Origin of the sequence: Vibrio sp. 2304 (assembly GCF_033339475.1) — a bacterium.
Lineage (GTDB): Bacteria > Pseudomonadota > Gammaproteobacteria > Enterobacterales > Vibrionaceae > Vibrio > Vibrio alginolyticus.
This window is the reverse complement of record NZ_JAWOUQ010000012.1, coordinates 94,552-120,616: the sequence shown is the minus strand read 5'-3', so window position 1 is coordinate 120,616 and position 26,065 is coordinate 94,552. Positions and strand designations below refer to the sequence as shown.

General features: G+C 43.9%; 23 protein-coding genes. 12 read left to right on the top strand and 11 right to left on the bottom strand.

Annotated elements, in window-relative coordinates; all coding sequences use genetic code 11:
* Nucleotides 1-94: 94 nt before the first annotated feature.
* The 4 genes from pdxY to R7P64_RS19885 all read left to right on the top strand — a co-directional run bounded on the left by pdxY (nt 95) and on the right by R7P64_RS19885 (nt 3,830).
* Complete coding sequence (gene pdxY, locus R7P64_RS19900) at nt 95-952, top strand: pyridoxal kinase PdxY (protein ID WP_005377109.1); 858 nt, start codon at nt 95-97, stop codon at nt 950-952.
* 210 nt (nt 953-1,162) lie between these two features.
* Complete coding sequence (locus R7P64_RS19895) at nt 1,163-2,332, top strand: patatin-like phospholipase family protein (protein ID WP_017634571.1); 1,170 nt, start codon at nt 1,163-1,165, stop codon at nt 2,330-2,332.
* A gap of 17 nt (nt 2,333-2,349) precedes the next feature.
* Nucleotides 2,350-2,778, top strand: a complete 429-nt coding sequence (locus R7P64_RS19890; protein ID WP_047102715.1) for a hypothetical protein — start codon at nt 2,350-2,352, stop codon at nt 2,776-2,778.
* A 143-nt stretch (nt 2,779-2,921) separates the two neighbouring features.
* Entirely contained in the window at nt 2,922-3,830 is a 909-nt protein-coding gene (locus R7P64_RS19885; RefSeq protein WP_318123871.1) for a LysR family transcriptional regulator, read from the top strand.
* 286 nt (nt 3,831-4,116) lie between these two features.
* Here the strand turns inward: R7P64_RS19885 and R7P64_RS19880 are convergent, their stop codons facing one another.
* The 5 genes from R7P64_RS19880 to R7P64_RS19860 form a co-directional block, all read right to left on the bottom strand.
* On the bottom strand, nt 4,117-5,268 hold the full coding sequence (locus R7P64_RS19880; RefSeq protein ID WP_033906182.1) for an ABC transporter permease: 1,152 nt from the start codon (nt 5,266-5,268) through the stop codon (nt 4,117-4,119).
* Nucleotides 5,265-6,431 carry an ABC transporter permease gene (locus R7P64_RS19875; protein WP_318123870.1) on the bottom strand — a complete coding sequence of 389 codons (1,167 nt, stop codon included), beginning with the start codon at nt 6,429-6,431 and terminating at the stop codon, nt 5,265-5,267. The genes R7P64_RS19880 and R7P64_RS19875 overlap by 4 nt, the downstream gene beginning before the upstream one ends.
* A gap of 22 nt (nt 6,432-6,453) precedes the next feature.
* Nucleotides 6,454-7,434, bottom strand: a complete 981-nt coding sequence (locus R7P64_RS19870) for an HlyD family secretion protein (RefSeq protein WP_005377122.1) — start codon at nt 7,432-7,434, stop codon at nt 6,454-6,456.
* Nucleotides 7,435-7,437: 3 nt separating this feature from the next.
* Nucleotides 7,438-8,853, bottom strand: coding sequence for a TolC family protein (locus tag R7P64_RS19865; protein WP_104975368.1), 1,416 nt, complete (start codon nt 8,851-8,853; stop codon nt 7,438-7,440).
* A gap of 130 nt (nt 8,854-8,983) precedes the next feature.
* Nucleotides 8,984-9,211, bottom strand: a complete 228-nt coding sequence (locus R7P64_RS19860) for a hypothetical protein (RefSeq protein WP_005377125.1) — start codon at nt 9,209-9,211, stop codon at nt 8,984-8,986.
* 476 nt (nt 9,212-9,687) lie between these two features.
* On the opposite strand from R7P64_RS19860, the gene R7P64_RS19855 reads away from it, so the two are divergent.
* The gene (locus R7P64_RS19855; RefSeq protein WP_318123869.1) at nt 9,688-11,307 is read left to right on the top strand and encodes a sensor histidine kinase; all 1,620 of its coding nucleotides are present in this window, start codon (nt 9,688-9,690) and stop codon (nt 11,305-11,307) included.
* Nucleotides 11,304-11,990: a response regulator gene (locus R7P64_RS19850; protein WP_258457713.1), complete on the top strand. Its 687-nt coding sequence runs from the start codon at nt 11,304-11,306 to the stop codon at nt 11,988-11,990. Before R7P64_RS19855 ends, R7P64_RS19850 begins: the two co-directional genes overlap by 4 nt.
* Before the next feature lie 91 nt (nt 11,991-12,081).
* Here R7P64_RS19850 and R7P64_RS19845 read toward each other — a convergent pair whose 3' ends face one another.
* Nucleotides 12,082-14,217 carry a TonB-dependent siderophore receptor gene (locus R7P64_RS19845; protein WP_318123868.1) on the bottom strand — a complete coding sequence of 712 codons (2,136 nt, stop codon included), beginning with the start codon at nt 14,215-14,217 and terminating at the stop codon, nt 12,082-12,084.
* 99 nt (nt 14,218-14,316) lie between these two features.
* The gene (locus R7P64_RS19840) at nt 14,317-15,282 is read right to left on the bottom strand and encodes a helix-turn-helix domain-containing protein (RefSeq protein WP_005387160.1); all 966 of its coding nucleotides are present in this window, start codon (nt 15,280-15,282) and stop codon (nt 14,317-14,319) included.
* 537 nt (nt 15,283-15,819) lie between these two features.
* On the opposite strand from R7P64_RS19840, the gene zwf reads away from it, so the two are divergent.
* From zwf to R7P64_RS19820, 4 genes are all read left to right on the top strand, one after another.
* Nucleotides 15,820-17,322: a glucose-6-phosphate dehydrogenase gene (gene zwf / locus R7P64_RS19835; protein ID WP_064368465.1), complete on the top strand. Its 1,503-nt coding sequence runs from the start codon at nt 15,820-15,822 to the stop codon at nt 17,320-17,322.
* Nucleotides 17,319-18,035 carry a 6-phosphogluconolactonase gene (pgl, locus tag R7P64_RS19830; protein WP_017634562.1) on the top strand — a complete coding sequence of 239 codons (717 nt, stop codon included), beginning with the start codon at nt 17,319-17,321 and terminating at the stop codon, nt 18,033-18,035. The genes zwf and pgl overlap by 4 nt, the downstream gene beginning before the upstream one ends.
* A 38-nt stretch (nt 18,036-18,073) precedes the next feature.
* Nucleotides 18,074-19,522, top strand: coding sequence for a decarboxylating NADP(+)-dependent phosphogluconate dehydrogenase (gnd, locus tag R7P64_RS19825; protein WP_005377160.1), 1,449 nt, complete (start codon nt 18,074-18,076; stop codon nt 19,520-19,522).
* 226 nt (nt 19,523-19,748) lie between these two features.
* Entirely contained in the window at nt 19,749-20,276 is a 528-nt protein-coding gene (locus R7P64_RS19820; RefSeq protein ID WP_033906174.1) for a hypothetical protein, read from the top strand.
* 10 nt (nt 20,277-20,286) lie between these two features.
* Here R7P64_RS19820 and R7P64_RS19815 read toward each other — a convergent pair whose 3' ends face one another.
* Complete coding sequence (locus R7P64_RS19815) at nt 20,287-20,490, bottom strand: hypothetical protein (RefSeq protein ID WP_005377162.1); 204 nt, start codon at nt 20,488-20,490, stop codon at nt 20,287-20,289.
* Nucleotides 20,491-21,067: 577 nt separating this feature from the next.
* Here R7P64_RS19815 and R7P64_RS19810 point away from each other — a divergent pair.
* Nucleotides 21,068-21,205, top strand: coding sequence for a hypothetical protein (locus R7P64_RS19810; RefSeq protein WP_005377165.1), 138 nt, complete (start codon nt 21,068-21,070; stop codon nt 21,203-21,205).
* A gap of 61 nt (nt 21,206-21,266) precedes the next feature.
* On the opposite strand, the gene R7P64_RS19805 is transcribed toward R7P64_RS19810, so the two are convergent.
* Nucleotides 21,267-23,033 (bottom strand): sigma-54-dependent Fis family transcriptional regulator, encoded by a 1,767-nt coding sequence (locus R7P64_RS19805; protein ID WP_222712729.1) that lies wholly within the window; start codon nt 23,031-23,033, stop codon nt 21,267-21,269.
* A gap of 239 nt (nt 23,034-23,272) precedes the next feature.
* On the opposite strand from R7P64_RS19805, the gene R7P64_RS19800 reads away from it, so the two are divergent.
* The gene (locus R7P64_RS19800; protein ID WP_104975362.1) at nt 23,273-24,793 is read left to right on the top strand and encodes an aldehyde dehydrogenase family protein; all 1,521 of its coding nucleotides are present in this window, start codon (nt 23,273-23,275) and stop codon (nt 24,791-24,793) included.
* A gap of 126 nt (nt 24,794-24,919) precedes the next feature.
* On the opposite strand, the gene exsE2 is transcribed toward R7P64_RS19800, so the two are convergent.
* On the bottom strand, nt 24,920-25,225 hold the full coding sequence (exsE2, locus tag R7P64_RS19795) for a T3SS regulon translocated regulator ExsE2 (protein ID WP_005377171.1): 306 nt from the start codon (nt 25,223-25,225) through the stop codon (nt 24,920-24,922).
* 8 nt (nt 25,226-25,233) lie between these two features.
* On the bottom strand, nt 25,234-25,680 hold the full coding sequence (gene exsC / locus R7P64_RS19790) for a type III secretion system regulatory chaperone ExsC (protein WP_005377174.1): 447 nt from the start codon (nt 25,678-25,680) through the stop codon (nt 25,234-25,236).
* Nucleotides 25,681-26,065: the final 385 nt, after the last annotated feature.

Here is a 26,065-nt window from a genome sequence, read left to right as displayed (position 1 = left end):
CGTTGTCGAGGCTATTCCGACCAAATAAGCACAGTGCGCGGCATTGTGTTTATTTAGTCGCCAAGCTAACAAACTTCCCTATTAAGAGTGACTTATGAAAAGCATTATTTCTATTCAATCTCATGTGGTTTATGGCCACGCCGGAAACAGTTCTGCAGTCTTCCCAATGCAGAGAATGGGCCTCGAAGTATGGCCAATTCACACGGTTCAGTTTTCAAATCACACTCAGTACCAGCAAGGTTGGACTGGACAGAAGTTTGGGGCAGATGAAATTCATTCTCTAATGAGAGGCTTAGATAACATTGAGAAGTTAGGCGAATGTGGCGCGATACTGTCCGGTTATCAAGGCAGCGCAGAGCAATGTCGAGCGGTGGCCGAAGCGGTAAGTTTAGTCAAATCGCGTAACCACAGCGCGCTTTATGTGTGTGATCCAGTTATGGGTGATCCAGACAAAGGTTGCATTGTGGCAGACGGTGTCAAAGAAGCGATAAGCCATAGCTTGTTGCCCATCGCTGATGTGATTGTTCCTAACCAGTTTGAACTGAGCGAGTTAACAGGTGTGAAAATTGACTCTCTTTATGATGCGGTCACTGCATGTAAAAAAGCCCTAGAGCTGGGACCGAAAATGGTATTGGTGAAACACCTGCATGCACTAACAGATGACGCCTTCAGTATGATTTTAGCGACGCCGAAAGCAAGCTATTTGGCCCAACGCCCTAGTGTTGAATTTGCTATGCAGCCAGTCGGTGTCGGTGATTTAATTTCTGCGATTTTTACCTCTTGTTTGGTGAAGAAGATGTCTCCTGTCGCAGCCTTTCGTCATACACATAACGCCGTTTACGGTGTATTGGAGATCACCAAAGGCTATGGCACATGGGAGCTACAGACGATCAATGCCCAATACGAATTTGTCGAACCGACGCATGAGTTCAACGTCGTGAAAATTGCTTAGCGCAGTACCTAATTAACGGAGAAGCGTAAAGTTAGCATATAGAAACTTGGCATAATTGCTTTGATGGATAGCATCCTACAATCGCGATTATGGGGTTTAGTCGTGCCTAGCTATAGTAACTCCAAACAACGAAACGGACTTCATTTTGACCCAATTAACTTCAAACTGAGTCTCTGGTCATACGCCAGAGAACATTAAATGAGACTGATTATGAATCGTTTAATTTCCTCTGGTGTGACGGTTGCACTTTCGCTGCTGATAGTAGCTTGTAGTTCACCTCATACGCTGGATGTTCGTGTTTCTCAAAGCAACTATAAAGATGTCGAGATCGCGAGTTCGACACCAAATGAGCCACTTCGAATGTGGGCCAATGAAGCGCCGGATTTTCTCTACTCAGCGCACAATCAAACCACACCGATCAAAGTAGAGGGTGAACAGCTCAATATTTTGGCCTTATCGGGTGGTGGCGTAAACGGCGCATACGGGGCCGGCGTTTTGATGGGGCTACAGGAAAAGGGGGAGCTAAAAGATTATGCCATCATTACTGGAGTCAGTGCGGGTGCCCTAATCGCTCCTTTTGTTTTCATTGGCGGTGATGCGATGCCAAAGATGAAAGAAGTCATGCTCAACATCAATGATAAGAATATTTTGGGTAAGAAGAACTTCTTAAATACCCTGTTTAAGGACGCGTTTACCGATGGTGAGAACCTCTATGATTTCATCGCAGACGCTTACCCTGAGCCCATGATCGAGGCGATGGCGCAGCAACACCGCAATGGTAAACGCCTCTTTATTGGCAGTACCCATTTTGATTCAGGCGAACTGGTGATTTGGAATATTGGTGCGATTGCGAACAGTGATTTAGCGGACAAATCTGAACTTATTTACAAGGTGCTTGCTGCGAGCGCATCGATCCCTGGTGTTTTCCCTCCACAATTTATCGATGTTGAACATGATGGAGAAACACTTGAGGAGTTACACGTAGATGGCGGTCTCGCAGCGCAGGTGTTCTTTAATCCGTCTAACTTCAACTATCAACAAATCTCAGATGCTTTGGGGTTAGAAAAAGCGCCTCAGTTGGATGTGATTCGCAATGGTGCGTTAAAAGCGCCGTATCGTCCACTAAAAGACAAAGGTTTGGACTTGGTATCGAAGAGTGTCTCAAGCCTTACGCTAGCGCAAACTCGTGGTGATCTCTATCGAATGAAATACATCAGTGAAATCAACGATATCGAGATGCAGTTTACCTACATTGATCAAGATTTCAGATACGCCAAAGTAACGAAAGATATGTTCGATCACCGCTACTTGCTGACGATTTACGAATATGGATTCAAAAAAGCCACCCAAGGGCAACTTTGGGTAACTGAACTCCCTTAATACAGGAAAACGATACAATGAAAAAAGCCGTTCTTACACTCATGATGCTTACCGCTTCCGCGACTGCATTCGCCCAAAGTGGAGCCCATCTTGACCAGCAAAAAGTGGATAGTGATATGCAGCAACTGTCTGCAATCAAAGAAGAAGGTGCAGCCTTTATTATGATTGACGAGAACTCGAGTTACGTGGCGGTCGAGTTCGTGGGAAAGTGGGAAGAGATCAACAACTATGTGTCACACAAAGAAGCGAAACAACGTAAATTGGAAAAAGTGAACAAGCAGTTCGTGTACTCTCAGGTCGGTGAAACGTTGGAGTCACTTGAGCAAAAAGTCGTTGACCACATTTACGCTGATCAACCTAAATATTTCAGTGTCGATGTCTACCGTGATTACCATGGTGACTCAGGAGAATTCAACTATTTAGCTCGTGTCGTTGAGTACAACTAAGTTAGAGAAAACCTACTGACGCTAGTAGGTTTTTTTTGTGTTGTCGAGAAGGAATTCAAACGCAGATTGTTACCGTTACCAAGTAGCAATTCTACGATCTTGTGGTAATTTAATTAGATAACTCTAAAAAGTAAGCACAACCTATGAATTTTAGTTTTGAACAACTTCTCGCGTTCGTAACCGTTTATGAACAGCTTTCGTTTAGTAAGGCGGCGGTCAAACTCAATAAGCACCGAACTACAATAGGGCAGGTGATTACCAATCTTGAAGATCAACTGGCGGTCAACCTGTTTGAGCGAGTGGGGCGCTCGGTAGAACCGACAGAAGATGGTCATCTTCTTTACCACTATGCTAAGCAAACCATCGAACAAGCACGTACTTTCGATAAAGTCGCATTAAGTCTGGCTTACGGTGGGTTAGAGAATGTTAGTATCGCCTATTCAAGCGCTATACCACACCGTTTTCTTGTATTGCTTCGTATTCAATTAGCAGCAGATTTTCCGATGATGCGAGTTAACTTTCTTGTTCGTAATCGCAACGAAATTAAAGAGGGTTTACAGAATGGTGAGTATCAATTCGGTATTGTCAATGTACATGATAGTCGAGCAATACATAGTTTGGATGCGACGTTTTTAGGTCATTTTGAATTTGTTCCTTTCGTCCAGAAAGGTGGTGAACTCGCTTTTGTGGCACCAGATCGAGTATTGACAGCCTTGAGGAATAGTAAACAATTTGTACTGCGGTCTCTTATTGAAGAGGGAATGGGCGAAAAAGTCATCGTAAGTTCGAACCATGAAGAGGTCGACCAATTGGCCCTTGTAGTGAAAATGGTTGAAGCAGGTTTAGGATGGGCGATTCTCCCCAGAACGTTTGCCCATTCGGAGTTTTCTAATAATCATATAGAGCCAGTGGAAGCTTCTGAATTATTGGAAGGTTTTAAGTTTGGTTTTGGCCTATGGTGCCAACCCTCTAAGCAAGTCGGTGATGTAAAAAATTCAATCATGAAGGTCGTTACAGAATACCGAGAGAAAATAATCCGTGATATGACTTAGCGGCGACATGTATCCTGCTCATCCCTATCAACAACAAGACTCAATGTGAGTCTTGTTTTTTGTGTCTGAAAAACGTTATCGTTCTAGCGAAGAGCTAATGTCTATTGGAAGGATATAACCCTCTATATGAGAGTATGGAGTCCATAGTTTTTGGCTTAATCTAACCTCGCTCAATGGGTAAGCCCAGAGCAAAAAGTGTTTTTACCATATGTCCGCTGCAAGGACGCAGATTTTCAGCCGGGTTTAGTTACCCGGCTTTTTTTATAGTAATAAAAAATGTCAGCTGTCACCCCAAGCTCTCTGTTACAACAGGCTTGTTACTTCGCTTAGCAATCCAGTACGCAACGCTACCCCAAAGCACGGTGAGTGCCCAAAGCGCCGTCCAATGTGGAGCGACTTGTTGCCAGGTTGCCCCCATTTGGTTTAGCGCTAAGAAAGCTTTTATCGCCCAAGTGCTTGGGCTTAAATCAGCAATCCATAATAAGGGAGTAGGTATGGCTTCAATTGGCCAAATAAAACCAGCCAAGAAAATGAGTGGCATAGAGCTCACTAAGACGACTAAGGTGACAAGTTCACGCCGAGGTAATAAGTAACCTAGCCAGAAGCCTAGTCCGCAACAACCTAAAAAGAACGGGAACAACATAGCCAGCAATTCGCCCGCATTGGCGATATGGTTTACGTTTAAACGTTCGAAGCTAAAACCAAAATAATAGGCGCCGAGTAAATAATAAATTGCCACAAATACTAACGTTCTCACAAGCAGCAGCGATCCCGTTGATACTTGTGACCAATAGCCACGACCATGACGCTGTGTTCCCGTTTGTAATCCAACCGCCATGATCAACGTTTGTTGTAAAATCAGAACAAATACTGCCGGCACTACGTATTCGATGTAACCCATGGTTGGGTTGAACGTTGGTTTCATATTAAGCTTAATAGCAGAGTAATTATGGCTAGCCATACTCATGGGCACACCATCTATCACCATTTTACTGACTTTCACTTGGGCCCCTAATGTGCCTCCCGCTTGGGCCAATCCTTCTACCACGGTTCCGTACACGAGAAAATACGAGGCGTCCGCAGCGTAGGCCAGAGTCGGGCTTTTACCTAGCATTAGGTCTTTGTAAAAGTGTTCTGGTATGACTAAAAAACCGGTGATCTCTCGTTGTAAAAATGCTTGCTTTGCATCGGCAATCGTATGAAGTCGAGTGACTACGTTGACTTGTGGGGTGGCATCAACCATACGTTCCAGCTTTAAACTCGTCTGACTACCATCTAAATTAACAATCGCGATTGGTTGTTCACGAGGCGTTTGTTGTGCATAAGGCAAAGGGTATAAAAACGAGTAAAATACGACACCACCAAACACGGTCAACGTAACGACTGGATTGGTTAGAACGGCCTTAAGTTCCGCTTTAATCAGTTGCCACAATGTCATACCGCCTCCTTCGCTTGGCGTGTTGATGAAGCTGTTCGATGTTTACCCATCAAGGCTGCGGTAATGAGCAGGGGCACAACATAACCAATCATAGGCCATAGCGAGCTTAAAGATTGTGCGGCCGATGCTCCATAGCTTGCTTGACTCACTTGTACTTCAATGTAATGGGTAATCGGCAATAATGAACGCCATGCATAAGCGAGCGTGTTCATCTCAGAAACTGGGAATGTAATTCCCATGAACGCGAAACTTGGAGCCGTAAACGCGCCAGCAAAACTCATCGCACGTGCAGGATCCATCGACAAGAAGAAGAACAACGCTCCCATAATGATACAGGCGATAACCGTCGCCAATTGTGCTAGTAGCATAACCACAAAACTGCCTTCCATTGGCCAATCAAGCACGGAATAAAACCAGTACAAGAACAACGCACCTTGCGCCATAAAGACCGGAATGTACTGACTTAATAAGGTAGTGAGCCTGGCGTATGGCTTTTCGCCCAAAAATGCAAAGCTATTCTTTCCACCATAAATGCGAAAGTGCGCGGCAAGAATCAAAATAGTGCTTACTACAATACATATTTGCCAAATGGCTGGCACGATAGCCGTTACCAAAAATTGTGCGTAGTTATTGTTACGGTTAAATAATGCGGTTATTTGTGTCGACACGGGTACAGCCTGTCCAGCCGCTGCTAACGTTGTGGTGTTACCCTTAGCCAAGTTGCCCATTACTTCAACCTGAGCGTCGAAATAGCCTTGTGCTTGCGCAACGGCAGAGTTGATCAGTTTCGCTACCAAAATGTACTGACTGTTGTAAAAGACAGAAAGTTGAGGTTGGCGGTGCTGGAGAATATCTTGGTCGAACTTAGATGGGATGACCGCGTAAGCGTAGATATCGCCTTCAATCATCGCATTTTTTGCTTCGCTTGTACTGGTGTAGTGATAGTTAACAGCCAGACTCGACGACGCATCCAAAGATTGAATGAGCTTTCGAGAAAGTTGGGAATGTTGTAGATCAACCACACCGATTGGCAGATCCCGGGCAATGCCCGCAGAGAACACTCCCCAAATCATCATTGCGAGCAAAATCGGTATCCAAGTAAGGCACGAAAGCAACCACTTGTCTCGTCGTAAGATATGCCGCTGTGAAATCTTAATCGTCATAGCATTAACCTAGTGGTTGTGATTAAAGTTCAACGACAACACTCATTCCCATACGCAGTTCAGGTTCGGGTTGAGCTGGACGAGCTTCTACTTCAAAGGTACGAAGATCAAAACCTTGAGAAGCATCGGTTGCTCTCCACGTTGCAAAGTCACCCATAACGGCAACATGCGTTACTTTGAACTCAACATTTTTGTTTAAGGCAGGCAAATAGGCATCAAAGGTTGCTCCTTTTTTAAAGTGTTGAAGGTAATCTTCACGCACATTAAGTGTCGCCCAGGCATCTTCTGTATCTATCACAGTAACAACCGGGAAGCCCTGAGGTGCTAATTCACCACTTTGAAGTAGAACTTGAGAGACTTCGCCGTCAAACCAGCTGTAGATCTGAGTATCTTTCGCGTACGCTTCTACTTCGGCTACGGCACCTGATGCCATGCGCGCTTTTTCCGCCGCAGCCACTTTGGTTTCACTTCTAGCGCCTTCTTTTGCCATTTCGTACATTTGAAACGCGGCACTTTCTGTGTATTTCGCTGCTTGCCACTGAGTTAAAGCTTCATCGCGTTTTTGTTCTGCAACCACGCCATCGTTATAAAGGTTATTCACACGATTGTAGGTTTTTTCCATTAAATTCGCAGCGGCTTTGGCTTTCATCCACTGATCTTTTGCTGCTTGGATTTGTTGCTCACGTGCGCCTTTCTCAGCTTCTTGAGCTAAGGCGTCCGCCGCTTTTTCACCTGCTTTTGCTTGTTCTAACTTCGCTTCAATTTCAGGACTATGAAGGGTAAAAATAAGCTGACCTTTCTCTACATCGTCGCCTTTACGTACCATGACCTCATCAATACGCCCTGGGACTTTTGAGGAAATGCTGTATTGCTGGGCTTCAATTAATCCCTGTAAGCGGATCGGTTCTGGTTGATAGGCTTGGTAAAATTGATACCCAACCCAAGAGGCAACACCCAAAGCACAAAGTGAGAGTAAAACGGGTTTTAGTGATTTAGCTGCCATGATTTATTTCACCTCTTTGGATGTTGAAGCAGGGATATAAGCGGTATTTTGATATTGTTCGAAGCTGTTCATTTCACTGCTCAATGCGAGTAGCTTGGTTAAAGATATTAAATAGCGGAAACGCGCCGCTGAACGTTGTGTTTCTATACTCGCGACATAAAGTTGTGCATCCACAACATCCAGAGAAGACGACAGACCCTGAGTAAATGCTTTTTCACGCAAGCGCAGATTTTCGTTAGCGAGTTCAATGCTAGATGCGAGCCCTTGTACTTCATCAATGGCTTGCTGAGCCTCCAAGTATGTCTTTTGGACTAACAGCGATAAGTCTTGTTTGGCTTGGGACTTTAATGAGTCGACCTGCGAGACGACGCTTTGAGCGGCTTTGACTTTTTCGCTTCGCCCTGATGATTCAATCAGTGGAATGCTGACACCAACACCAACTAACCAGTCAGGCTTCATTTGGCTTGCGAGAGAATCGTCTTCATACAAGCTGTAGTCGCCGTAAAGATAAACTTCAGGGTAGTATTTCCCTTTTTCTGCTTTGATTAAGCTAGAGGCTTGTTTGTGTTTAGCGCTCAGAAGTTCTAACCCCGGATAGGTAAGCAACGTTTGATCGACAAAAGCAGTAAGAGGGGGAAGACTGTCGTTGATAAACAAAGATTCAGCGGGCTCTACGGCATCATCTTGTGCGAGTAATTTACCTAATGCAGCCTGAGCGATACTCAAATCGCTGGCTGCTTTACGTGTTTCTACAGATGCTTTATCTAAAGAAGCCTCGGCTTGCAGGCGCTCAACGTGCGCGATTTGTCCTTGCTCTTCAAGCTTAATGGCAAAATCTCGATGCTTTTTTAGCCCTGCTTCAACCGCTTGCCGCGTTGCGAGTACTTCCTTTGCCAGTACGACAGAAAAGTAGTACTTCGATAAATCTTCAAAACGCGCTTGTTGTTCCATTAGAAGCTGACTTTTCGCCTCATCCGTTTTGCCTTCTGCTGCTGATTGAGCCGCAGAAATTCGACCACCAGTAAAAATTGGCCAAATCGCACGAATAGACGAAGAGAAAATATCGCGCTCGGTTATGGTCGAAGTGGTATTAGCTAAGGCACCAAAAATAGGCTGAAAAGCAGGAGGTACGTTAATGTGTGCTCCTGTGCTGTCTAGGATCTGTTTTCCCGAAAGCGTGATATCGGTATCTAAACGCGTGTAATTCGCGCCAATAGTAACCTGAGGTAAGTTGAGATTGCTGGTGGCACTCTCTTGGTATTGGTAGTTCTCGACGTTTGAGCGTTGAGCTTTGAGAGAATAGTTGTTTTCTAGCAATAGCTGCCATGCGGTATCAAAAGTGATCGGTGCCGCATGACAGGCAAGGGAAATCGAGCTGCTAAGTAAGCCCAGTATCCAAACCTTTCCTGTTTTTTTCATAATGGCTGCTTTGTCGTAGAGTATTAGCTCTAATATAAAGGATTCGTAACTGCGTGTTAAGTAGGAGGGAAAATTGGGCAGTAGTATGCGCCCAGTTATATTTGTGCTGGGCGCGGGAGATGTTACAAATTTATTTCGTATATGGACAGTGAAACTCCGCTCTCCACTCTAGCTGACGAGAACCTCGCATCGTATTCAATAGATCTTTTCCACTCATTTGAGGGAACGATAACAGGACTTTGAGATCAGAAGTACCGCCTCCGTTTTTTTCATAAGCCCTGACGTGTGTAAATGTTGAATACATATTCTCTGACAGCATCGCCTTATTCAGGCATATTCCAAAGGTATCGCGTTCCATGTTTGGTGTTCCTTCTAACTATAAATGCACCTCTGTTTATAGTTTTCCAGTTTTCAGATGGTGTCTAAGTGTTTGTCATATAGTCAGTATTTGTATTTTGTTTTATTTGTGTCCAAACCACTGACGTCAATGTTGAGCTTTTAATAGACTTCCAGCTTCACTGCTTTCAAACCGAAACTCTCATTGGTTTCGTTGATTAAAAATTATACGTTGTAAAGTCTAAAAACGCCTCAAAAACCGCTAAAATCGATGTGATCGCGATCATGATTTTAAGGGCAATTTATGTATGGAATTGAGTATCAGAGAGGAATGCTAAATTTGGTGAATGGTTGTAATTTTATGTTTCAGCTCGTCGATTAATTAACCGTAAACTCTGCGGTTTGTTTGCCTTCCTCACAGATTTATCACCGCGACAACGTCATGCTGTTAACTGAGTGTTAACGTTACGCTCAAGAGTGAATCACAAGGATGTATCAATGAGTTGGAAAACCATCAGCTTTCGTAAGCGGATGCTCATTATTATGACGCTATCGGGGTTGATAGAGCTGTTATTGCTTGTCGCCGCGGGGTTCACTTATCTCAAAATCAATCAAGAGCAAGAAATGGGAGAAAAAGCACTGGGTGTTGCCCGTTTTTTAGCGGACTCAGCGGTTGTTCGTGAAATGATCGAAACCCAAAACCCCCAGCCATACCAACTTCGCTTTCGAGAATTAACCGAAGCCATAGGTGCTGCATTCATCGTTATTGGCGACCATAAGGGAGTACGCTTAATCCACCCTGTTGATGAGCGGTTGGGCAAGCCAATGAGAGGTGGCGACAATCGTCGAGCGCTAGAACGGGGATTGTCTTATGTTTCGACGGCACAGGGCTCGTTAGGTTATTCAGTTCGTGGTAAAGCTGCGATTTTTGACGAGCAAGGGAACATCATTGGTGTGGTTTCGGTTGGCTATTTGCTCGACCGACTGCAAGACCGCATCGAACCATTTTTGGCCTTTTTGATTTTAATGGTCATCGTAGTTGTCGTCGCTAATGCCATTGTATCCAATTATGCGTCGAGAAAGTTTCAGCGCGCCATTTTAGGCTTTGAGCCTGAAGAGATAGGGCGGTTGTACGGCGAATTAGAAGTGACGATGAGCACCATCAAAGAGGGCGTGTTAAGCATTGATGCCCAAGGGATACTTCGCTCGATAAATCGTAGTGCCTGCCAGATTCTCGGTATTGATAGAGAATCAGCGCTCAATAAACCTTTGACTGACACGCTGCGTGATAGCGATCTATATACAGTATTAGAAAGCGGGCAGGAAGATCATGATATTGAAATATTCCTTAATCATAAGCGCCTGATTGCAAATCGCTCTCCAATTTATGTTGATGGAAAAATCGCGGGGGCGGTATCGAGTTTCCGTTTAAGGGATGAAATTAATGATCTAACCGAGCAGCTATCACAAACCAAGGAATATGCAGATTTGTTACGTTCGCAAACCCATGAGCATCGAAATAAGCTCAACACCATTAGTGGGCTAGTACAAATGGGTGAGCTTGATGCGGTGCAAAAGTTAATTGGACAAGAAACCGCACACTATCAAGCAATGATTGAGTTTTTAAGAGATACCGTTAAGGACCCGCTAATTGCAGGTATGTTGCTTGGAAAAACTGAACGTGCTCGCGAGTTAGGCTTACAACTGGTGGTTGAGGAAGGCAGTCGTCTGGAGCCCCTACCTGAGTGGCTAAATTCGGAAGACCTTGTCACAATTTTGGGTAATTTGATTGATAACGCTTTCGATGCCACGTTAACTTCAATTCGCGATGAATCAAATGTTGCGTCAGAACGCAGAAACATTGATGTGTCCGTTAGCGATTACGGAAATGAAGTGATACTTGAGGTGATAGATCATGGCTGTGGCCTCCCAAAAACAGTGGATCCACAAACATTATTTACAAAAGGCGTTTCGACGAAATCTCGTCAAAATCGAGGTGTTGGGTTACACCTTGTCAATCAGCTTGCTACTCGATATCACGGCCATGTTGAGATGATACCCAATACAAATTATGGGACAAGAATAACGGTGTACTTACCCAAGGAAGAACAAATATGAGTATGGCGACTCGCGTAATGATCATTGAAGATGATCTGGCTATTGCTGAGCTGCACCACAAATACTTAAGCCAACTGACAGGTTTGGAAGTGGTTGGAATTGCGACCACGAGAATGGAAGCAGAAATGCAACTCGACATTCTTAAGCCAGATTTACTATTGATGGATGTCTATCTTCCCGATGGCACAGGGCTTGAGATACTAAATACACTGCGTGCAAGTAACCAAACGTGTGATGTCATTTTGATTACAGCCGCAAGGGATGTCGATACATTACAACAGGCGATGAGGGGTGGCGTTGTCGATTACCTGTTAAAACCAGTGATGTTTCCACGCTTAGATGCCGCACTGAAAAAGTATGTGTCCCAACGCCAACAACTAGACATCGTAGAGAGTTTGGATCAGAACCTCGTTGATAAAATGCTGCAGTCTCACGCCAATCAAGACAACTTGCCGAACCGATTACCAAAAGGGATTGATGGTGTAACCCTAGACAAGATCAGAGAGTTGTTCCTAAATGGCAGTGCGCTGACCGCTGATGAGGCAGGTGAAAAAATCGGAGTGAGCCGAACAACGGCAAGGCGCTATTTGGAGTATCTGATCAGCACTGGTGAACTAGAGGCTGATTTAAACTATGGCTCTGTTGGTAGGCCAGAAAGGTGCTATCAAAAAGTGACACGGTAGCGTTTATATTGATGCTCTATGCAAAATAAAAAGCGATGGCTTATTGTAGAAACCATCGCTTTACAAATTACTGCTGTTCCGCTCTAAGAGGTTAGAAGTTGTATTCTAACTTCGCTTCGATAGAGCGCTCAGCGCCATACCAACAGTTATTTTTGTCGTAACAAGAATAGTATTCTTTATCGAATAGATTGCTTGCAGAAAGCGTGACGCTAGCCCCTTTCATTGATTCAGATACCGTTGAGAAATCGTAACTTGCTGCCAAATCAAACAAGGTGTAGTCCGGTACTTTTTGACTATTCTGTGCATCAATTTGTGCTTCTCCGACATAGCGAACGCCAGCACTGGTACGAAGGCCTGAAAGATTTCCTTCAAAGAAATAATTTGCCCATAGAGAGGCCGTTTGCTCAGGTACCCAAACCGGCGTTTTACCTTCTTGGTTGTAATAACTGTCCTCGGTAATCTCCATATCGGTATATGTATAGCCTAGAGTGAAATCAGCTTGTGCTGTGGCTTGCCATTTTGCCTCAAGTTCAATACCTTGTGATACCACTTCGCCCGCTTGATAGTTCGGTGCATAAGGATTATTCGGATCGGTCAAGATCGCGTTTTTCTTCGTAATATGGAAGAGTGCTAAGTTACCTGAGATATCACCAGATAATGGGGCGTATTTAAAGCCTAACTCCCATTGATGACCGGTTGATGGCTCAAATGCTTTACCAGAAGAGTCGGCACCCGCAATTGGCTCGAAACTTTCCGAGTAAGTAAGGTATGGCGAGAGACCAAAGTCTAGCTCATACAAACCACCGACTCGGAAAGATACGTTGGTATCGTCTAACTCTTCCTTGCTCTTGGATACTGTTCCTAGATAATCGCTAACGGCGTCTGTATTTGAATCGTATTTATCCCAACGAAGACCTGCAATCATTACAAGTTGGTCGTAACGAACTTGATCTTGGAAATAAACGCCAATCTGCTTCGTTTTGATATCCAAGTTTTGTTTGTATTGGAAATTCAGTGCATTACGATCAATGCTGTTGTGGTCAGGATTAAAAATGTCCTGAGTTAGCGAATACCCAAGCGTGTCTTTGTATTTTACATCTGAGTCTAGATACTGATAATCAAGCCCGAACAATAAGTTATGTTCAAAATTTCCTGTTTTAATGTAGCCCGATAGTTGGTTGTCAATCACAAAGGATTTGGACTTTTCATCGGTTAAATAGGCATTTCGACCAACGGTACGGTTATCCGCTTCAAGTGCACCGTTATATGTGTTTTCCTGATAGGCATCGGCGGTCATGTAGCGGGCATTCTGTAGAAATTGCCAATTGTTGTTAAAGTCGTGTTGGACTTTGTAACCCATCATCAGAACTTCGCGTTCGTAAGTGTTCCAGTCCTCATCCCCCAAATAGGTGCTTGGTGACATCGAGCCAAGTGGGTTTTTAATCACTGAGCCAGATGCAGGCACAGTCGTGTAGATACCTGCTGATGGATCATTTTGATAGTAAACATTCACGTTCACTAATGTGCTTTCTGTCGCTTGCCAATTGAAAGATGGGGCGAGTACATAACGTTCGTCTTCAGACGTATCGGCTTGACCATCTCGCTGTTTTGCCAGGCCGACGATACGGTAATCAACATTAGAATCACCAATTTGTCCTGTGGTGTCGAACGTCAGTTCTTTTAGGCTGTTAGTCCCAGTACTAATCGAGACAGAGTGTGAGGGTGTTGACTGAGGCGCCTTGGCGATAATATTGACCATACCTCCTGGTGGAATATTGCCGTAAAGAACAGACGTTGGCCCTTTAAAAACCTCGATTTGCTCAAGAGCAACGGAATCGACCTGCGGTTGAAGGTTCCAACCGTTGTACAGCAAAGGAAGACCATCATAAAAGTTGGTGTAGTTAATAAAACCACGAATATTGAATAGGTCAAGTCGGGAAACGGCACCGCCACGCAATTCTGTATTTACGCCAGGCGCGTAACGCAATGCTTCGCTCACCGAGTTTACGCCGCGTAGGTCCATGTCATCTTTAGTGATTACCGTGATCGCTTGCGGTGTTTCTTCCGGTTCTAAAACGGTTTTAGTTGCGGTGTTTCGGTATGTTTCTCCTAGCACCGTAATCGTTTCGTGTTGGGATACGCTCTCAGTCGCATTGGCGTGGCCAGCGAGCAATGCGGATACGACGATAGCAACCGCTGAACGATGAAATCGAATCGGACTTTCCATATTTATAAATTCCACTACTTTTTCTATTTATTGATAATGATTGTTATTTGTATTCTATATTCAAAGAAATAGGAAAAGTTAACAATTTGGTGCAAAACACTAATCTTTGGAACTTATTCTTCTGTTCTTAGGTTTTAAAGATAGCGAGTCGTTTGGCTCGACAGGAATCCAATACTGCATTTGTGCTTGTTCGCTATCAACATCATAACCTTCTGGATAAAGCTCTAACTCATAACCATCGATAGCATGATAATTAGAGTAGGGTAGCCAATGTAAAATAAACCATTCCAGCGTTGAGGCGAGCTCTGATGCTTTGCCTATGTGTGTAATGACGGCGTAGGTTTGCTCAGGAACAGCCAAGAGGTCTAACCCCGAGTTGGAAGAGTTCGTTGATCTTGGTGCGTTTGCTGTTGGACTGCACTCATAACCTGCCCAATACTCAAGTTGTTGGTTGTTTGAATACGCTTGAGTCACATCAATCACGCCAAAGTAACTACTTTCCGAATTGTTAAGGTTTTCGGATGAATAAAGACGTGACCAAAGTGACGGTACTTTGGATTGGAAATCGGGCGTAGCGGAAAACAATCCGTGAATAGGTTCATGATAACCAGCAAGTTCAAAAGCCGGTTTTGTTTCTATTCGAACTTCAATAAAGCGCTGATGTTTTTTCTCTTCTTCTGGTGTCTTACGCAGCGTCAAAGGTTGCCTCAACCCGGAGAGTTGTTGCGTTTTTCGATATTCGCGGGGGCTTTTTGAAAACATATTCCTGAACGCACGGCTAAATGCGTGTTCAGATGTAAATCCCATTTCTATCGCTATATCTAACGAGCGGTCAGAAGTATGGATTAAGCGCTCAGCCGCAAGGCTAAGTTTAAGCTCTCTGATGTAGTGAGCGACGGATACGCCAGTGTGTTGTTGAAATACGCGTTGCAGTTGCCAGCGCGACCAACAACTTGCTTTCGATATTTCATCTACGCTCAGAGTGCTGTCTAAGTTGGTGTGAATGTAGTCAAGCACCGATTGTATTCGGTTTATGGGATGTGGGTTAATGGCGCTTGATTTCATGGCGTTCTACTTTCACATTAATAGTGATTTCATTATCTTTAATTGAGTATCATTATCAATAGGATGATGAAATAAAAAGTAAGTAACACAGATCACGATAAAACTGTAATGGATTGCAAGGATGAGTGATTATTGTCCACATTAGAGTTTTTGCTTAAATTTTGGAGCGTTCAGATGAAACTTTTTTTATCAATAAAATACAATCGCTTATGACGTTTTGTGCAACTTATTTAAACGTTTGCACTGGCAAGTGTTGATGTAAATCAAATAGTCGTAGACAATATTGCCCCGTGTCGGACTCTCCTCCAGCGAGTACAGTGTGTACTTTTGAGACATAAGTGACTTAAATGACCTCAATACGTCGTGTTTCCAAGAATCGGAAATGCAACTTCTTGAGGTTCTTTGGGCCCATAGACTTTACCTATCAACGTAATAGGTAAGACCAATTTTCTATTTTGAGGTGCCATTGATAGGGTTGGCTCATTCTCTAGCCGTATCCGGGCACACAATAAGTACCTCGTTTTTAAGGGAAAGATGATGGTAATACCAGAAAACAGCAGCATCGTTATTTTTGGTGCTTCAGGTGACCTTACGTACCGTAAGCTCATTCCTGCTTTATACCACCTCTACGCGAACAAGCAGCTTCCAGAGAATTTTGCCATTCTGGGTGTAAGTCGCACTGAATACAGTGATGAGTCTTACCGCGCGAAGCTGAAAAAATCGCTTCAGGAAATGGAAAAGACTGAGCCAGAAACGCTTGATGCATTTATTAACCATCTGCACTACCAAGCAATTAATACTTCTGACACACAAGATTACGGTAAGCTATCTTCTCGCTTAGACCAACTTGCGGACGAATATCAATTCGAGCAACGCAATATGCTTTTTTACTTAGCAACCCCACCAAGTTTATACAGTGTGATCCCTGCAAGTCTTGCAGCACATGGTCTTAACAGTGAAGAGGATGGCTGGAAACGCCTGATCATTGAGAAACCATTCGGCTATGATCTTGAATCGGCGCGTATTCTGGACAAAGAAATTCACGAGCACTTCCAAGAGCATCAAATCTACCGAATTGACCATTACTTAGGTAAAGAAACGGTACAAAACCTACTTGTGCTTCGTTTCTCTAATGCGATGTTTGAGCCGCTTTGGAACCGTAACTTCATTGATTACGTTGAAATCACAGGCGCAGAATTCCTTGGCGTAGAGGAGCGTGGTGGTTACTACGACAACTCTGGCGCTGTGCGCGACATGTTCCAAAACCACTTGCTACAAGTATTAGCAATGGTAGGTATGGAACCACCAGCGCAAATCAATGCAGACTCGATGCGTGATGAAGTGGTAAAAGTGCTTCAATGCTTAAAGCCATTAGACGAAAACGCTCTGCGCAATGACCTAGTATTAGGCCAATACACGGCGTCTGAAGTTCGTGGGCAAAGCCTACGCGGCTACCGTGAAGAGCCGGGAGTTGCAGACGATTCTCGTACAGAGACTTACATCGGTTTGAAAGCGTACATCAACAACTGGCGTTGGAATGGCGTGCCATTTTACGTGCGTACTGGTAAGCGTCTTCCAACACGCGTTACTGAGGTGGTTATTCACTTTAAACAAACACCGCATCCTGTGTTTGGTCAAAACGCACCAGAAAACAAGCTGATCATTCGTATTCAACCAGACGAAGGCATTCAAATGAGCTTTGGCTTGAAAGAGCCAGGCGCAGGCTTTGAAGCGAAAGAAGTGAAAATGAACTTCCATTACGCTGACCTGCAAGAAACGCAAATGCTAACGGCATACGAGCGCCTTCTACTTGATGCTTTGAATGGTGATGCTACGCTATTTGCACGTAGTGATGCGGTGGAAGCGTGTTGGCAATACGTACAGCCAATCTTAGATTTTAAGCAAGATCCACAATCCCTCTTCGGGTACGCATGCGGCACTTGGGGACCTAAAGAGTCAGATGACTTGTTACAGCGTGATGGTCGCGCTTGGCGTTTCCCATGTAAAAACTTAACAGATACGGATTACTGTGAACTATGATCAACCATAAGATCTACCAAACAGCAGAACAGGTAGTTGAAAGCCTAGCTAACGATATGAAAGCGTTTAGCGAAATGGGCAGACCTGTTCACATCTCTCTTTCTGGCGGCAGCACTCCTAAAATGCTGTTTAAACTACTGGCTTCAGAGGCTTACGCAACCTCCATTCAATGGGAAAACCTCCACTTTTGGTGGGGTGACGAACGTTGTGTTGCCCCTGACGATGCAGAAAGCAACTACGGTGAAGCGAACACATTGTTGTTTAGCCAAGTAAATATTCCTGCAGAAAACATTCACCGCATCCGTGGCGAAGATGAGCCTAAAGCAGAAGCCGAGCGCTTTGCAAAAGAGATGGCAGAGGTGATCCCGAGTGAAAACGGCACACCTGTGTTTGACTGGATCTTATTAGGCGTTGGTGCAGATGGTCATACAGCTTCTCTGTTCCCTGGCCAAACGAATTATGATGATGCGAACCTATCTCTTGTGGCGTCGCATCCTGAATCGGGCCAACTTCGTGTGTCGAAAACCGCACGCGTATTAGAAGCAGCGAAACGCATTAGTTACTTAGTGCTTGGTGCAGGAAAAGCGGACATTGTTGAAGAAATTAACAGTTCACCAGCACACGCACTGCCATACCCAGCGGCTAAGATTCAAGCGAAATCGGGCCTAACGGAATGGTATTTAGATTTAGACGCGGCAGCAAAAATTGCTTAAGACGCTGCTCGTCGATGAAATAAAATTGGAGAGAAACAATGAAAGGTGATATCGGTGTAATTGGCCTAGCAGTAATGGGTCAAAACCTTATCCTAAACATGAACGATCACGGTTTTAAAGTGGTTGCTCACAACCGTACTGCTGCTAAAGTAGACGAGTTCCTGGAAGGTCCAGCAAAAGGCACGAACATCATCGGTGCATACTCTCTAGAAGAACTAGTAGAGAAGCTAGAAACGCCGCGTAAAGTAATGTTGATGGTTCGCGCTGGTGACGTTGTAGACAAGTTCATCGAAGCGCTAGTACCTCTGCTAGACAAAGGCGACATCATTATTGACGGTGGTAACACTAACTACCCAGATACAAACCGTCGTGTTGCTGCACTACGTGAAAAAGGTATCCACTTCATCGGTACTGGTGTATCTGGTGGTGAAGAAGGTGCGCGCTTCGGTCCATCTATCATGCCTGGCGGTGCTGCTGAAGCATGGGAAGCGGTTAAGCCTATCTTCCAAGGTATCGCTGCGAAAACTGACGCTGGTGAGCCATGTTGTGACTGGGTTGGTAACGATGGTGCTGGTCACTTCGTTAAGATGGTACACAACGGCATCGAATACGGTGACATGCAGCTTATCACAGAAGCTTACCAGTTCATGAAAGACGGTCTTGGTATGTCTGCTGACGAGATGCAAGCAGTATTCGCTGATTGGAACAAGACTGAGCTAGACAGCTACCTTGTTGAAATCACGGCTGACATCCTTGGCTACAAAGATGAAGACGGTGAGCCTCTAGTTGAGAAGATCCTAGACACAGCAGGCCAAAAAGGTACTGGTAAATGGACTGGTATTAACGCACTAGACCTAGGTATTCCACTAACACTTATCTCTGAGTCTGTATTCTCTCGTTGTCTATCTGCACTGAAAGACCAACGTGTTGAAGCTGAATCTCTATTCGGTAAGACAATCACTCCGGTTGAAGGCGACAAGCAAGAGTGGGTTGATGCACTACGTCAAGCGCTACTAGCTTCTAAGATCATCTCTTACGCTCAAGGCTTCATGCTAATGCGCGAAGCATCGAACGAGAACGGTTGGGACCTAAACTACGGTAACGTAGCACTAATGTGGCGTGGTGGTTGTATCATCCGCTCTGCGTTCCTAGGCAACATCCGTGATGCGTACGAAGCGAACCCAGACATCGCATTCCTTGGTTCTGATGAGTACTTCAAAAACATCCTACAAGGCAGCCTAGCAGCATGGCGTAAAGTAGCAGCGAAATCTCTAGAGTCTGGTATCCCAATGCCATGTACGATTTCTGCGCTATCTTTCCTAGACGGTTACACAACAGCTCGTCTACCAGCGAACCTGCTTCAAGCTCAACGTGACTACTTCGGTGCTCACACTTATGAGCGCATTGACCGTCCACGTGGTGAATTCTTCCACACTAACTGGACTGGTACAGGCGGCGACACAGCGTCTACAACTTACGACGTGTAATCGTTTTAAGTAAACCGACTAAATATAAAGATATAAAGGGATGCCCAAGTGGCATCCTTTTTTGTGTCTGTAAGATATTGGTAGATTTAAAAGTTACATTAAACGTTGATTCGTCACGCACTTCTCAGAAATGGGAGAGCATGCATTTGCTAGCAGTTTAATATTTCTCTTCGAAGAGTGAAGCTAAGCAGCTCTCTGCCGTCTCCTCAACTATAAGGTAATAGAAATGACACAACAGAAGCATCCATTTCACACAGCTTTCGTGTTGCTTATGTTCATATTACTGATTACTTACTCTATCTATCGCCTTTATCATCATTTCGTTTTCGAATCTCTACCGCTTCAGCTCAGTAGTGGTTTTCAAGTGCTCTACATTGATGCGTCATATGTTTTAAGTATCGCAAGCTTACTCTTATGCCCTACATTATTGGTCTATATTTTATTTGATCGAATGACTCAGTTAGTCAAAGTGCCGATTAAAGTGATAACTATAACAATTGTCTTGTCCCTTATCGTTGCTATTCCAGGTCAAATTTTTGAATTTGGGCGATTGAAGTATATTGCAGAAAGTAATGGTTACTCAGCGTGTCCACCTTTCACAATTGCATCAAGCGGAATGTTTGTAGAAGCTATGGTAAAAGAAGAAAAATACTGTATAGAACCAGAAATTAATCGTATTGGTATGTATGGTTATTTTCACGAACTCGAACGGATTGATAACTATATCAAGTCACACGGAAATGACATCCAATAGAAAAGAGCGCCTAGGCGCTCTTTTCAGTGGTCGTTTTCTTGTTTTGATAAAACCTGTCTTTTAGGTAGAGAATTGCACTGACCACAAGAGCCACTAAAGAAACAGTAAATAGGGCGTACATGCTGAGAATCCATGCGAATGTGGCCGTCAAGAATGCAATGAAGGAAAACATCCTGCTGAAAGACATCACATGGCCAAGTTTGTTACTTTTCATAAACGCCTCCCGAAGCTAAGTGGGAATAGACAATTGTGGTCATATACCACACTTTAATTGTCTGCTCTTTTGGGACGTTTCACACAAAAAAGTGGCTAAAGATTTCTCAAAAAAGGTGAAATATTGAACTGGTAGACAAATCGTTAAACTGAGTTGCACAGATATGACTTCGGTTGTCTATCACTTCAAAGTTTTTAACTACGCAGATTAAGGGCATGTAGCGTTATTATTATCGTATTCGAACTCTACGATACACAATTGCAAGTGAACCTACACTCGTAAGCTCATCCCTGTCGTCAGTTACAGTAAAAGCTTTTTTCTCTTTTTAACAATACCTTAGTAATTACGGGCAATTAAATCCGTTTTTCGATCGAAACTCAGATTGCACAAAAGGTGAAAAAGAGTGCTAGGTAAGCCTTTAAACTACGCCTATAATTAGCGCCCACATGGAGGATGTTTATTATATGAACATCCTTTATTTTTTGAAACTAGCAACAAGGATCCAGTAAAACATGTTTTTCTGGTTTTGTTTACGTCGACCAAGAAGGTAATTAACACAGCAAATTGAGGTTCTAAGATGACTCTTAACAAGTACTTTGTTTTCATTCCAGCAGAATTGGAACAGGAAATGCACAAGGACAATCAAGTGATCTCTGAGAAGGAAACTCAACGTCAGGCATTAGTAAAACAGGCACAACAACAAGGCGGCCTGTAAGCTAGGTTTCAAAGAGAAAGAGCACCGCAACGGTGCTCTTTTTGTATCTGAGGTCGTAGAATTAACTTAATATGCCAAGGCTTTTCAATTTTCTGTAAATGGTATTTCGGCTCACACCAAGCATACGAGACGTTTTGCTAATGTTCCCCCGGTTGGCTTGATATGTTTTGAGCAACTTATCTTCGACGGTTGCACGCAGTTCTGAAGTTGGTTCAGCGGATACTACTCCTTCTTGAGCTTGGCTGAGTTTCTTACTTAGGTGGGCTGGGACGTGTGTGAGTTCCAATATTTCTTCACCTTGCGCCATTAAGGCGGATACTTTGATTAAACTATCGAGTTCACGCAAATTTCCTGGCCATGAGTAAGACAGCATCAGAGAAAGTAGGTGAGGGCAAAGCTGTTGTTCAGATTCGGCGTGACGCCGATGAATGTTCTCAATCAGTTGTCGTTTATCTTCACGCTCCTCAAAGCGAGGTAGCTCAATGATCAAGCCATTAAGGCGATAATACAAATCTTGGCGGAACAATCCTTCGCTGACCAAATGTTCCAGATCTTTATGCGTGGCTGCAATGATTTGCGTATCGACTTGAATGCTTTGGTTGGAACCCACGGGAAGCACGGTTTTATCTTGCAATACATGGAGCAATCGGCTTTGAGCTTCCAAGGGTAAATCCGCGATTTCATCCAGAAACAAAATCCCTTTGTGCGCTTGGCGAATTTTTCCCTGATAGCCTTTGCTGTTTGCGCCAGTAAAGGCACCGGCTACGTAGCCAAACAATTCAGATTCAACCAGATCTTTTGGTAGCGCTCCGCAGTTGACGGAAACCAACGGTCCCGTTTTTCTCTGGCTGTTTTTATGGAGCGCTTTCACAAACTCGTTTTTGCCAACACCAGTCTCTCCGAGAATCAACAAACTGATGTCTTTATCGATGACGCGATTGGCTTGCTGCCAACAGTGCTCAACAGCGGAGTCGCCATAATGAAGATCATTGGACGCCGCTACAGCACGAGACTTGACCTTGCTATCTTTATCGGTAAGCGGTTTTGTTTTGAAAACGAAAGGGTGCTCATTTCCCCGAGTGGATAGAATGTCGTCTAAGGATTGCCCAATGATACTTTTTTGCGCAAAAAGTTGAGAAGCTACTTGATTGTGAGCCAAAACTTGTCCGTCTTCATTTGCAATGATAATTCCTTGCCAACCACTATTCAGTAAACCTTTTTCGCACGCTAAATCCACACGAATATGCCCTTGTGGAATCAAGTTAAGTAGTTGATTCTCCACTTGCTGGACCATGTTTTGTACTAGTACTTGCGTTGAGAAGTCATGTCTCTTTTGCTCGCTCGTAATATCTAATACGCCAATGAGGTTACCAAGATGATCGAAAATAGGATTAGCCGAACAGCTAATAAAACGATGGTGTTGGATAAAGTGCTGATCACCAATAACAGAAACGGGCTTTGCTTCAACCAAGGCTGTACCAATCGCGTTGGTGCCTTTGACCTTTTCTTGCCAGCATGCTCCAGAGCTTAGCGAGATTTCCGTCAACTTCTCACGAAATCTAGGCTGTCCCCAACTGCCGATGATGACACCATCTGAATCCGTCAAAATTAAGCGACTGTCGCTATGAGCAAATAGCTGATTAAACAAAGGGAGCGCAAATTGAGTGACTGCCTCTAGCAAAAAGTTGAGTTGGTGACGCCTATTTTGGAGCGTTGCTGTCGTTACTCGAATATCTTCAGGGCGTCGACGCTGTTTTAAACCCGCTTGTTCACTTCTGACCCATGAAGTTGAAAGCCAATTGTTATCGCTAATATGTTGAAGTTCCATGACTGTACCATTTTGTCACAGTGAGGGTGTGCCATTTTGGAACACTTGAACATTGGTGTTCACACCATACATCCGCTCAAACGTCGCTCACTTGGTTTGTTATCGCTTGGTAATCATAGTTTTACATTTAATTAACAACAAGTGTGGTGTAGTTGGCGTGTGACTTGCGTAATGCTCTTTGTGAACAGTGCGATACGACACTGCAATAACACATTGAACGAGAAACAAAAGGAAGAGTTATGATCTATGCACAGCCAGGTAGTGAAAATGCCATTGTTAACTTTAAATCGCATTACGATAACTTTATCGGTGGGGAATGGGTAAAACCAACGGGTGGTGAGTACTTTGACAATATCTCACCAATCAACGGACAAGCGTATTGTAAAGTTGCTCGCTCTGGCGAGGAAGATATTAATTTAGCACTGGATGCCGCGCACAACATCAGAGCAAAATGGGCCAAAACCAGCGTGACAGAACGTTCGAACATCTTGCTGAAAATTGCTGACCGTATTGAGCAGCATCTAGAAGAGCTTGCAGTTGCAGAAACTTGGGAAAACGGCAAACCAGTTCGCGAAACCTTGGCGGCAGATTTACCTTTAGTAGTGGATCACTTCCGTTACTTCGCTGGCTGTATTCGCGCGCAAGAAGGCAGTGCGGCAGAACTGGATGAGCACACCGCAAGCTACCACTTCCCAGAACCGATTGGTGTGGTTGGTCAAATTATTCCGTGGAACTTCCCAATGTTGATGGCGGCTTGGAAACTAGCACCGGCACTAGCGGCGGGTTGCTGTGTGGTATTGAAGCCAGCAGAGCAAACCCCAACATCCATTCTGGTTCTGATGGAAAAAATCGGTGACCTTCTTCCTCCTGGTGTCATCAACGTTGTAAACGGATATGGTTCTGAAGCGGGTCAAGCATTAGCAACCAGCAACCGCATTGCGAAACTCGCGTTTACCGGGTCTACGCAAGTTGGCAACCACATTCTGAAATGTGCAGCAGACAACTTGATCCCATCGACAGTTGAGTTAGGTGGTAAATCTCCAAACATCTACTTCTCAGATATCTTCGATTACGAAGATGAGTATCTTGATAAGTGTATCGAAGGTACGTTACTTGGTTTCTTCAACCAAGGTGAAGTTTGTACCTGTCCATCTCGCGTACTGGTTCATGAAGCGATTTATGACAAGTTTGTAGAGAAACTGACGGAACGCGCACATCTGATTAAACAAGGTAATCCGCTCGATACCGATACTCAAGTCGGTGCTCAGGCTTCTCAAGAACAGTTTGATAAGATTTTAAGTTACCTGGAAATCGGCCGTGAAGAAGGCGCAAAAGTGGTCTTTGGTGGTGGAGTGTCAGAACAGCCAGAGTCTATCAACCAGGGGTACTACATTCAGCCAACCATGTTGGAAGGCCACAACAAGATGCGAATCTTCCAAGAAGAAATCTTTGGCCCAGTGATTGCTATCACCAAATTCAAAGATGAGGCTGAAGCGTTGGAAATCGCAAACGACACCGAATATGGCTTAGGTGCAGGTGTTTGGACACGTGATGCGAACGTCGCATATCGTATGGGCCGTAATATTGAAGCTGGTCGAATCTGGATTAACTGTTACCACGCTTACCCTGCACACGCAGCGTTCGGTGGTTACAAAAAATCGGGTATCGGGCGCGAAACGCACAAGATGATGCTGGATCACTACCAGAACACGAAGAACTTGCTGATTAGCTACAGCATCGACCCGTTAGGCTTCTTCTAGTGAAACTAAGTAATTAATAAAGAAAAAGCAGTATGAATCAAAACCCCGAATCTTCGGGGTTTTTTATTAGCGTGAGCTTGTCGGCTAAAGGGTAACTTAGGTGTTTAACCTGCTTATATTGTGATATCAGGAACGTTGAATTATCGCCACTTTTCGTTCCATAAGCTTTTCTACGGCGGCGTTTTGCTTGTCAATATTGAGTTGCGGATCAAAGTCCAAAACGCGATTGCAAGATTCGAGACTGGCAAATTGATTTAAACATTCACCAAGCTCTCTTTTAGAGCTTGTTCGCGTCATGCTGCTTTCTGATGAGGAGAGTAGGGTGACTTTACGGCCATGAAACGTTCCTTGCGGCACTGCATCACTTTGCTGCGCTTGTTGAACGTCATGAACCGATGAATTGGTGTATGTGGATTGGATGTCATTGGACATAAAGACACCTAAACTCTCAAGTCTAAAGTTTGTGGCATCGGTGGTGCCTCATCAATGGTTACATGAGAAGACAATAACGCTTCCCACGACTCGCTGTGCGTCAGCAATTCTGCTAAAGCTGTTTCAAAATATTCGTAATCCAGTCGCCTAATGTTAATGAGTCGGTTTAAACATAGGACATGTCGGTGGTTATCTAAACTAAAAAATAACTGGTGCTCAGGCCAGTGATAATTAAAGGCCAAGAAAGAGCGATAGAGATCGGAATTTACAATTTGAAGGCCAACAATCTCAGCTTCGAGCTGCAAAGTTGTCGATTCAGGATGAAAGATGATATGCACCCTTAGATTATCATCAAAGGCTAAGCTTACTTCATTTTCCGTTAGATGCAGTGCAGGCAAGCCTATTTGATGAGCAAACTTTAGCAAAATCTCATCGATAGTTTGGCGTGCTGACATAGGAATAGTCCCTTTTGAAATTTTATCAAGGAAAATATTAGATGTATCTCTTCATGTTTATCAATATTAGTCGGTTGTTATTATATTTTGGCTTTTAAATGTGTTGAGATAAATAGAAAGATAAAAGTAAGTGTGTTCAGATGCATATCTCGATGGCAATGATATATATGAATATCACTTTTCTCTAATGAACTTCAATTAAGGAAGGAATGAAAGAGAGCAGAAACTGTTTTTGAAATTACAGTCCATGTTAACTACGTGTTGTTGAAAAATGCGATTTATTGTCCGCTTGTAGTATAAATATAAGTTGATCTTTTATATTTTTACATAAAGAATTGTGTGAATTTCAAATGAGCTAGATTATATAAAATACGTTTATGGGGTC

Bases quoted from the DNA above. Each gene is read 5' to 3' on its own strand.
- pdxY (WP_005377109.1), top strand. From the start codon at position 95: ATGAAAAGCATTATTTCTATTCAATCTCATGTGGTTTATGGCCACGCC.
- R7P64_RS19895 (WP_017634571.1), top strand. From the start codon at position 1,163: ATGAATCGTTTAATTTCCTCTGGTGTGACGGTTGCACTTTCGCTGCTG.
- R7P64_RS19890 (WP_047102715.1), top strand. From the start codon at position 2,350: ATGAAAAAAGCCGTTCTTACACTCATGATGCTTACCGCTTCCGCGACT.
- R7P64_RS19885 (WP_318123871.1), top strand. From the start codon at position 2,922: ATGAATTTTAGTTTTGAACAACTTCTCGCGTTCGTAACCGTTTATGAA.
- R7P64_RS19880 (WP_033906182.1), bottom strand. From the start codon at position 5,268: ATGACATTGTGGCAACTGATTAAAGCGGAACTTAAGGCCGTTCTAACC.
- R7P64_RS19875 (WP_318123870.1), bottom strand. From the start codon at position 6,431: ATGACGATTAAGATTTCACAGCGGCATATCTTACGACGAGACAAGTGG.
- R7P64_RS19870 (WP_005377122.1), bottom strand. From the start codon at position 7,434: ATGGCAGCTAAATCACTAAAACCCGTTTTACTCTCACTTTGTGCTTTG.
- R7P64_RS19865 (WP_104975368.1), bottom strand. From the start codon at position 8,853: ATGAAAAAAACAGGAAAGGTTTGGATACTGGGCTTACTTAGCAGCTCG.
- R7P64_RS19860 (WP_005377125.1), bottom strand. From the start codon at position 9,211: ATGGAACGCGATACCTTTGGAATATGCCTGAATAAGGCGATGCTGTCA.
- R7P64_RS19855 (WP_318123869.1), top strand. From the start codon at position 9,688: ATGAGTTGGAAAACCATCAGCTTTCGTAAGCGGATGCTCATTATTATG.
- R7P64_RS19850 (WP_258457713.1), top strand. From the start codon at position 11,304: ATGAGTATGGCGACTCGCGTAATGATCATTGAAGATGATCTGGCTATT.
- R7P64_RS19845 (WP_318123868.1), bottom strand. From the start codon at position 14,217: ATGGAAAGTCCGATTCGATTTCATCGTTCAGCGGTTGCTATCGTCGTA.
- R7P64_RS19840 (WP_005387160.1), bottom strand. From the start codon at position 15,282: ATGAAATCAAGCGCCATTAACCCACATCCCATAAACCGAATACAATCG.
- zwf (WP_064368465.1), top strand. From the start codon at position 15,820: ATGGTAATACCAGAAAACAGCAGCATCGTTATTTTTGGTGCTTCAGGT.
- pgl (WP_017634562.1), top strand. From the start codon at position 17,319: ATGATCAACCATAAGATCTACCAAACAGCAGAACAGGTAGTTGAAAGC.
- gnd (WP_005377160.1), top strand. From the start codon at position 18,074: ATGAAAGGTGATATCGGTGTAATTGGCCTAGCAGTAATGGGTCAAAAC.
- R7P64_RS19820 (WP_033906174.1), top strand. From the start codon at position 19,749: ATGACACAACAGAAGCATCCATTTCACACAGCTTTCGTGTTGCTTATG.
- R7P64_RS19815 (WP_005377162.1), bottom strand. From the start codon at position 20,490: ATGAAAAGTAACAAACTTGGCCATGTGATGTCTTTCAGCAGGATGTTT.
- R7P64_RS19810 (WP_005377165.1), top strand. From the start codon at position 21,068: ATGACTCTTAACAAGTACTTTGTTTTCATTCCAGCAGAATTGGAACAG.
- R7P64_RS19805 (WP_222712729.1), bottom strand. From the start codon at position 23,033: ATGGAACTTCAACATATTAGCGATAACAATTGGCTTTCAACTTCATGG.
- R7P64_RS19800 (WP_104975362.1), top strand. From the start codon at position 23,273: ATGATCTATGCACAGCCAGGTAGTGAAAATGCCATTGTTAACTTTAAA.
- exsE2 (WP_005377171.1), bottom strand. From the start codon at position 25,225: ATGTCCAATGACATCCAATCCACATACACCAATTCATCGGTTCATGAC.
- exsC (WP_005377174.1), bottom strand. From the start codon at position 25,680: ATGTCAGCACGCCAAACTATCGATGAGATTTTGCTAAAGTTTGCTCAT.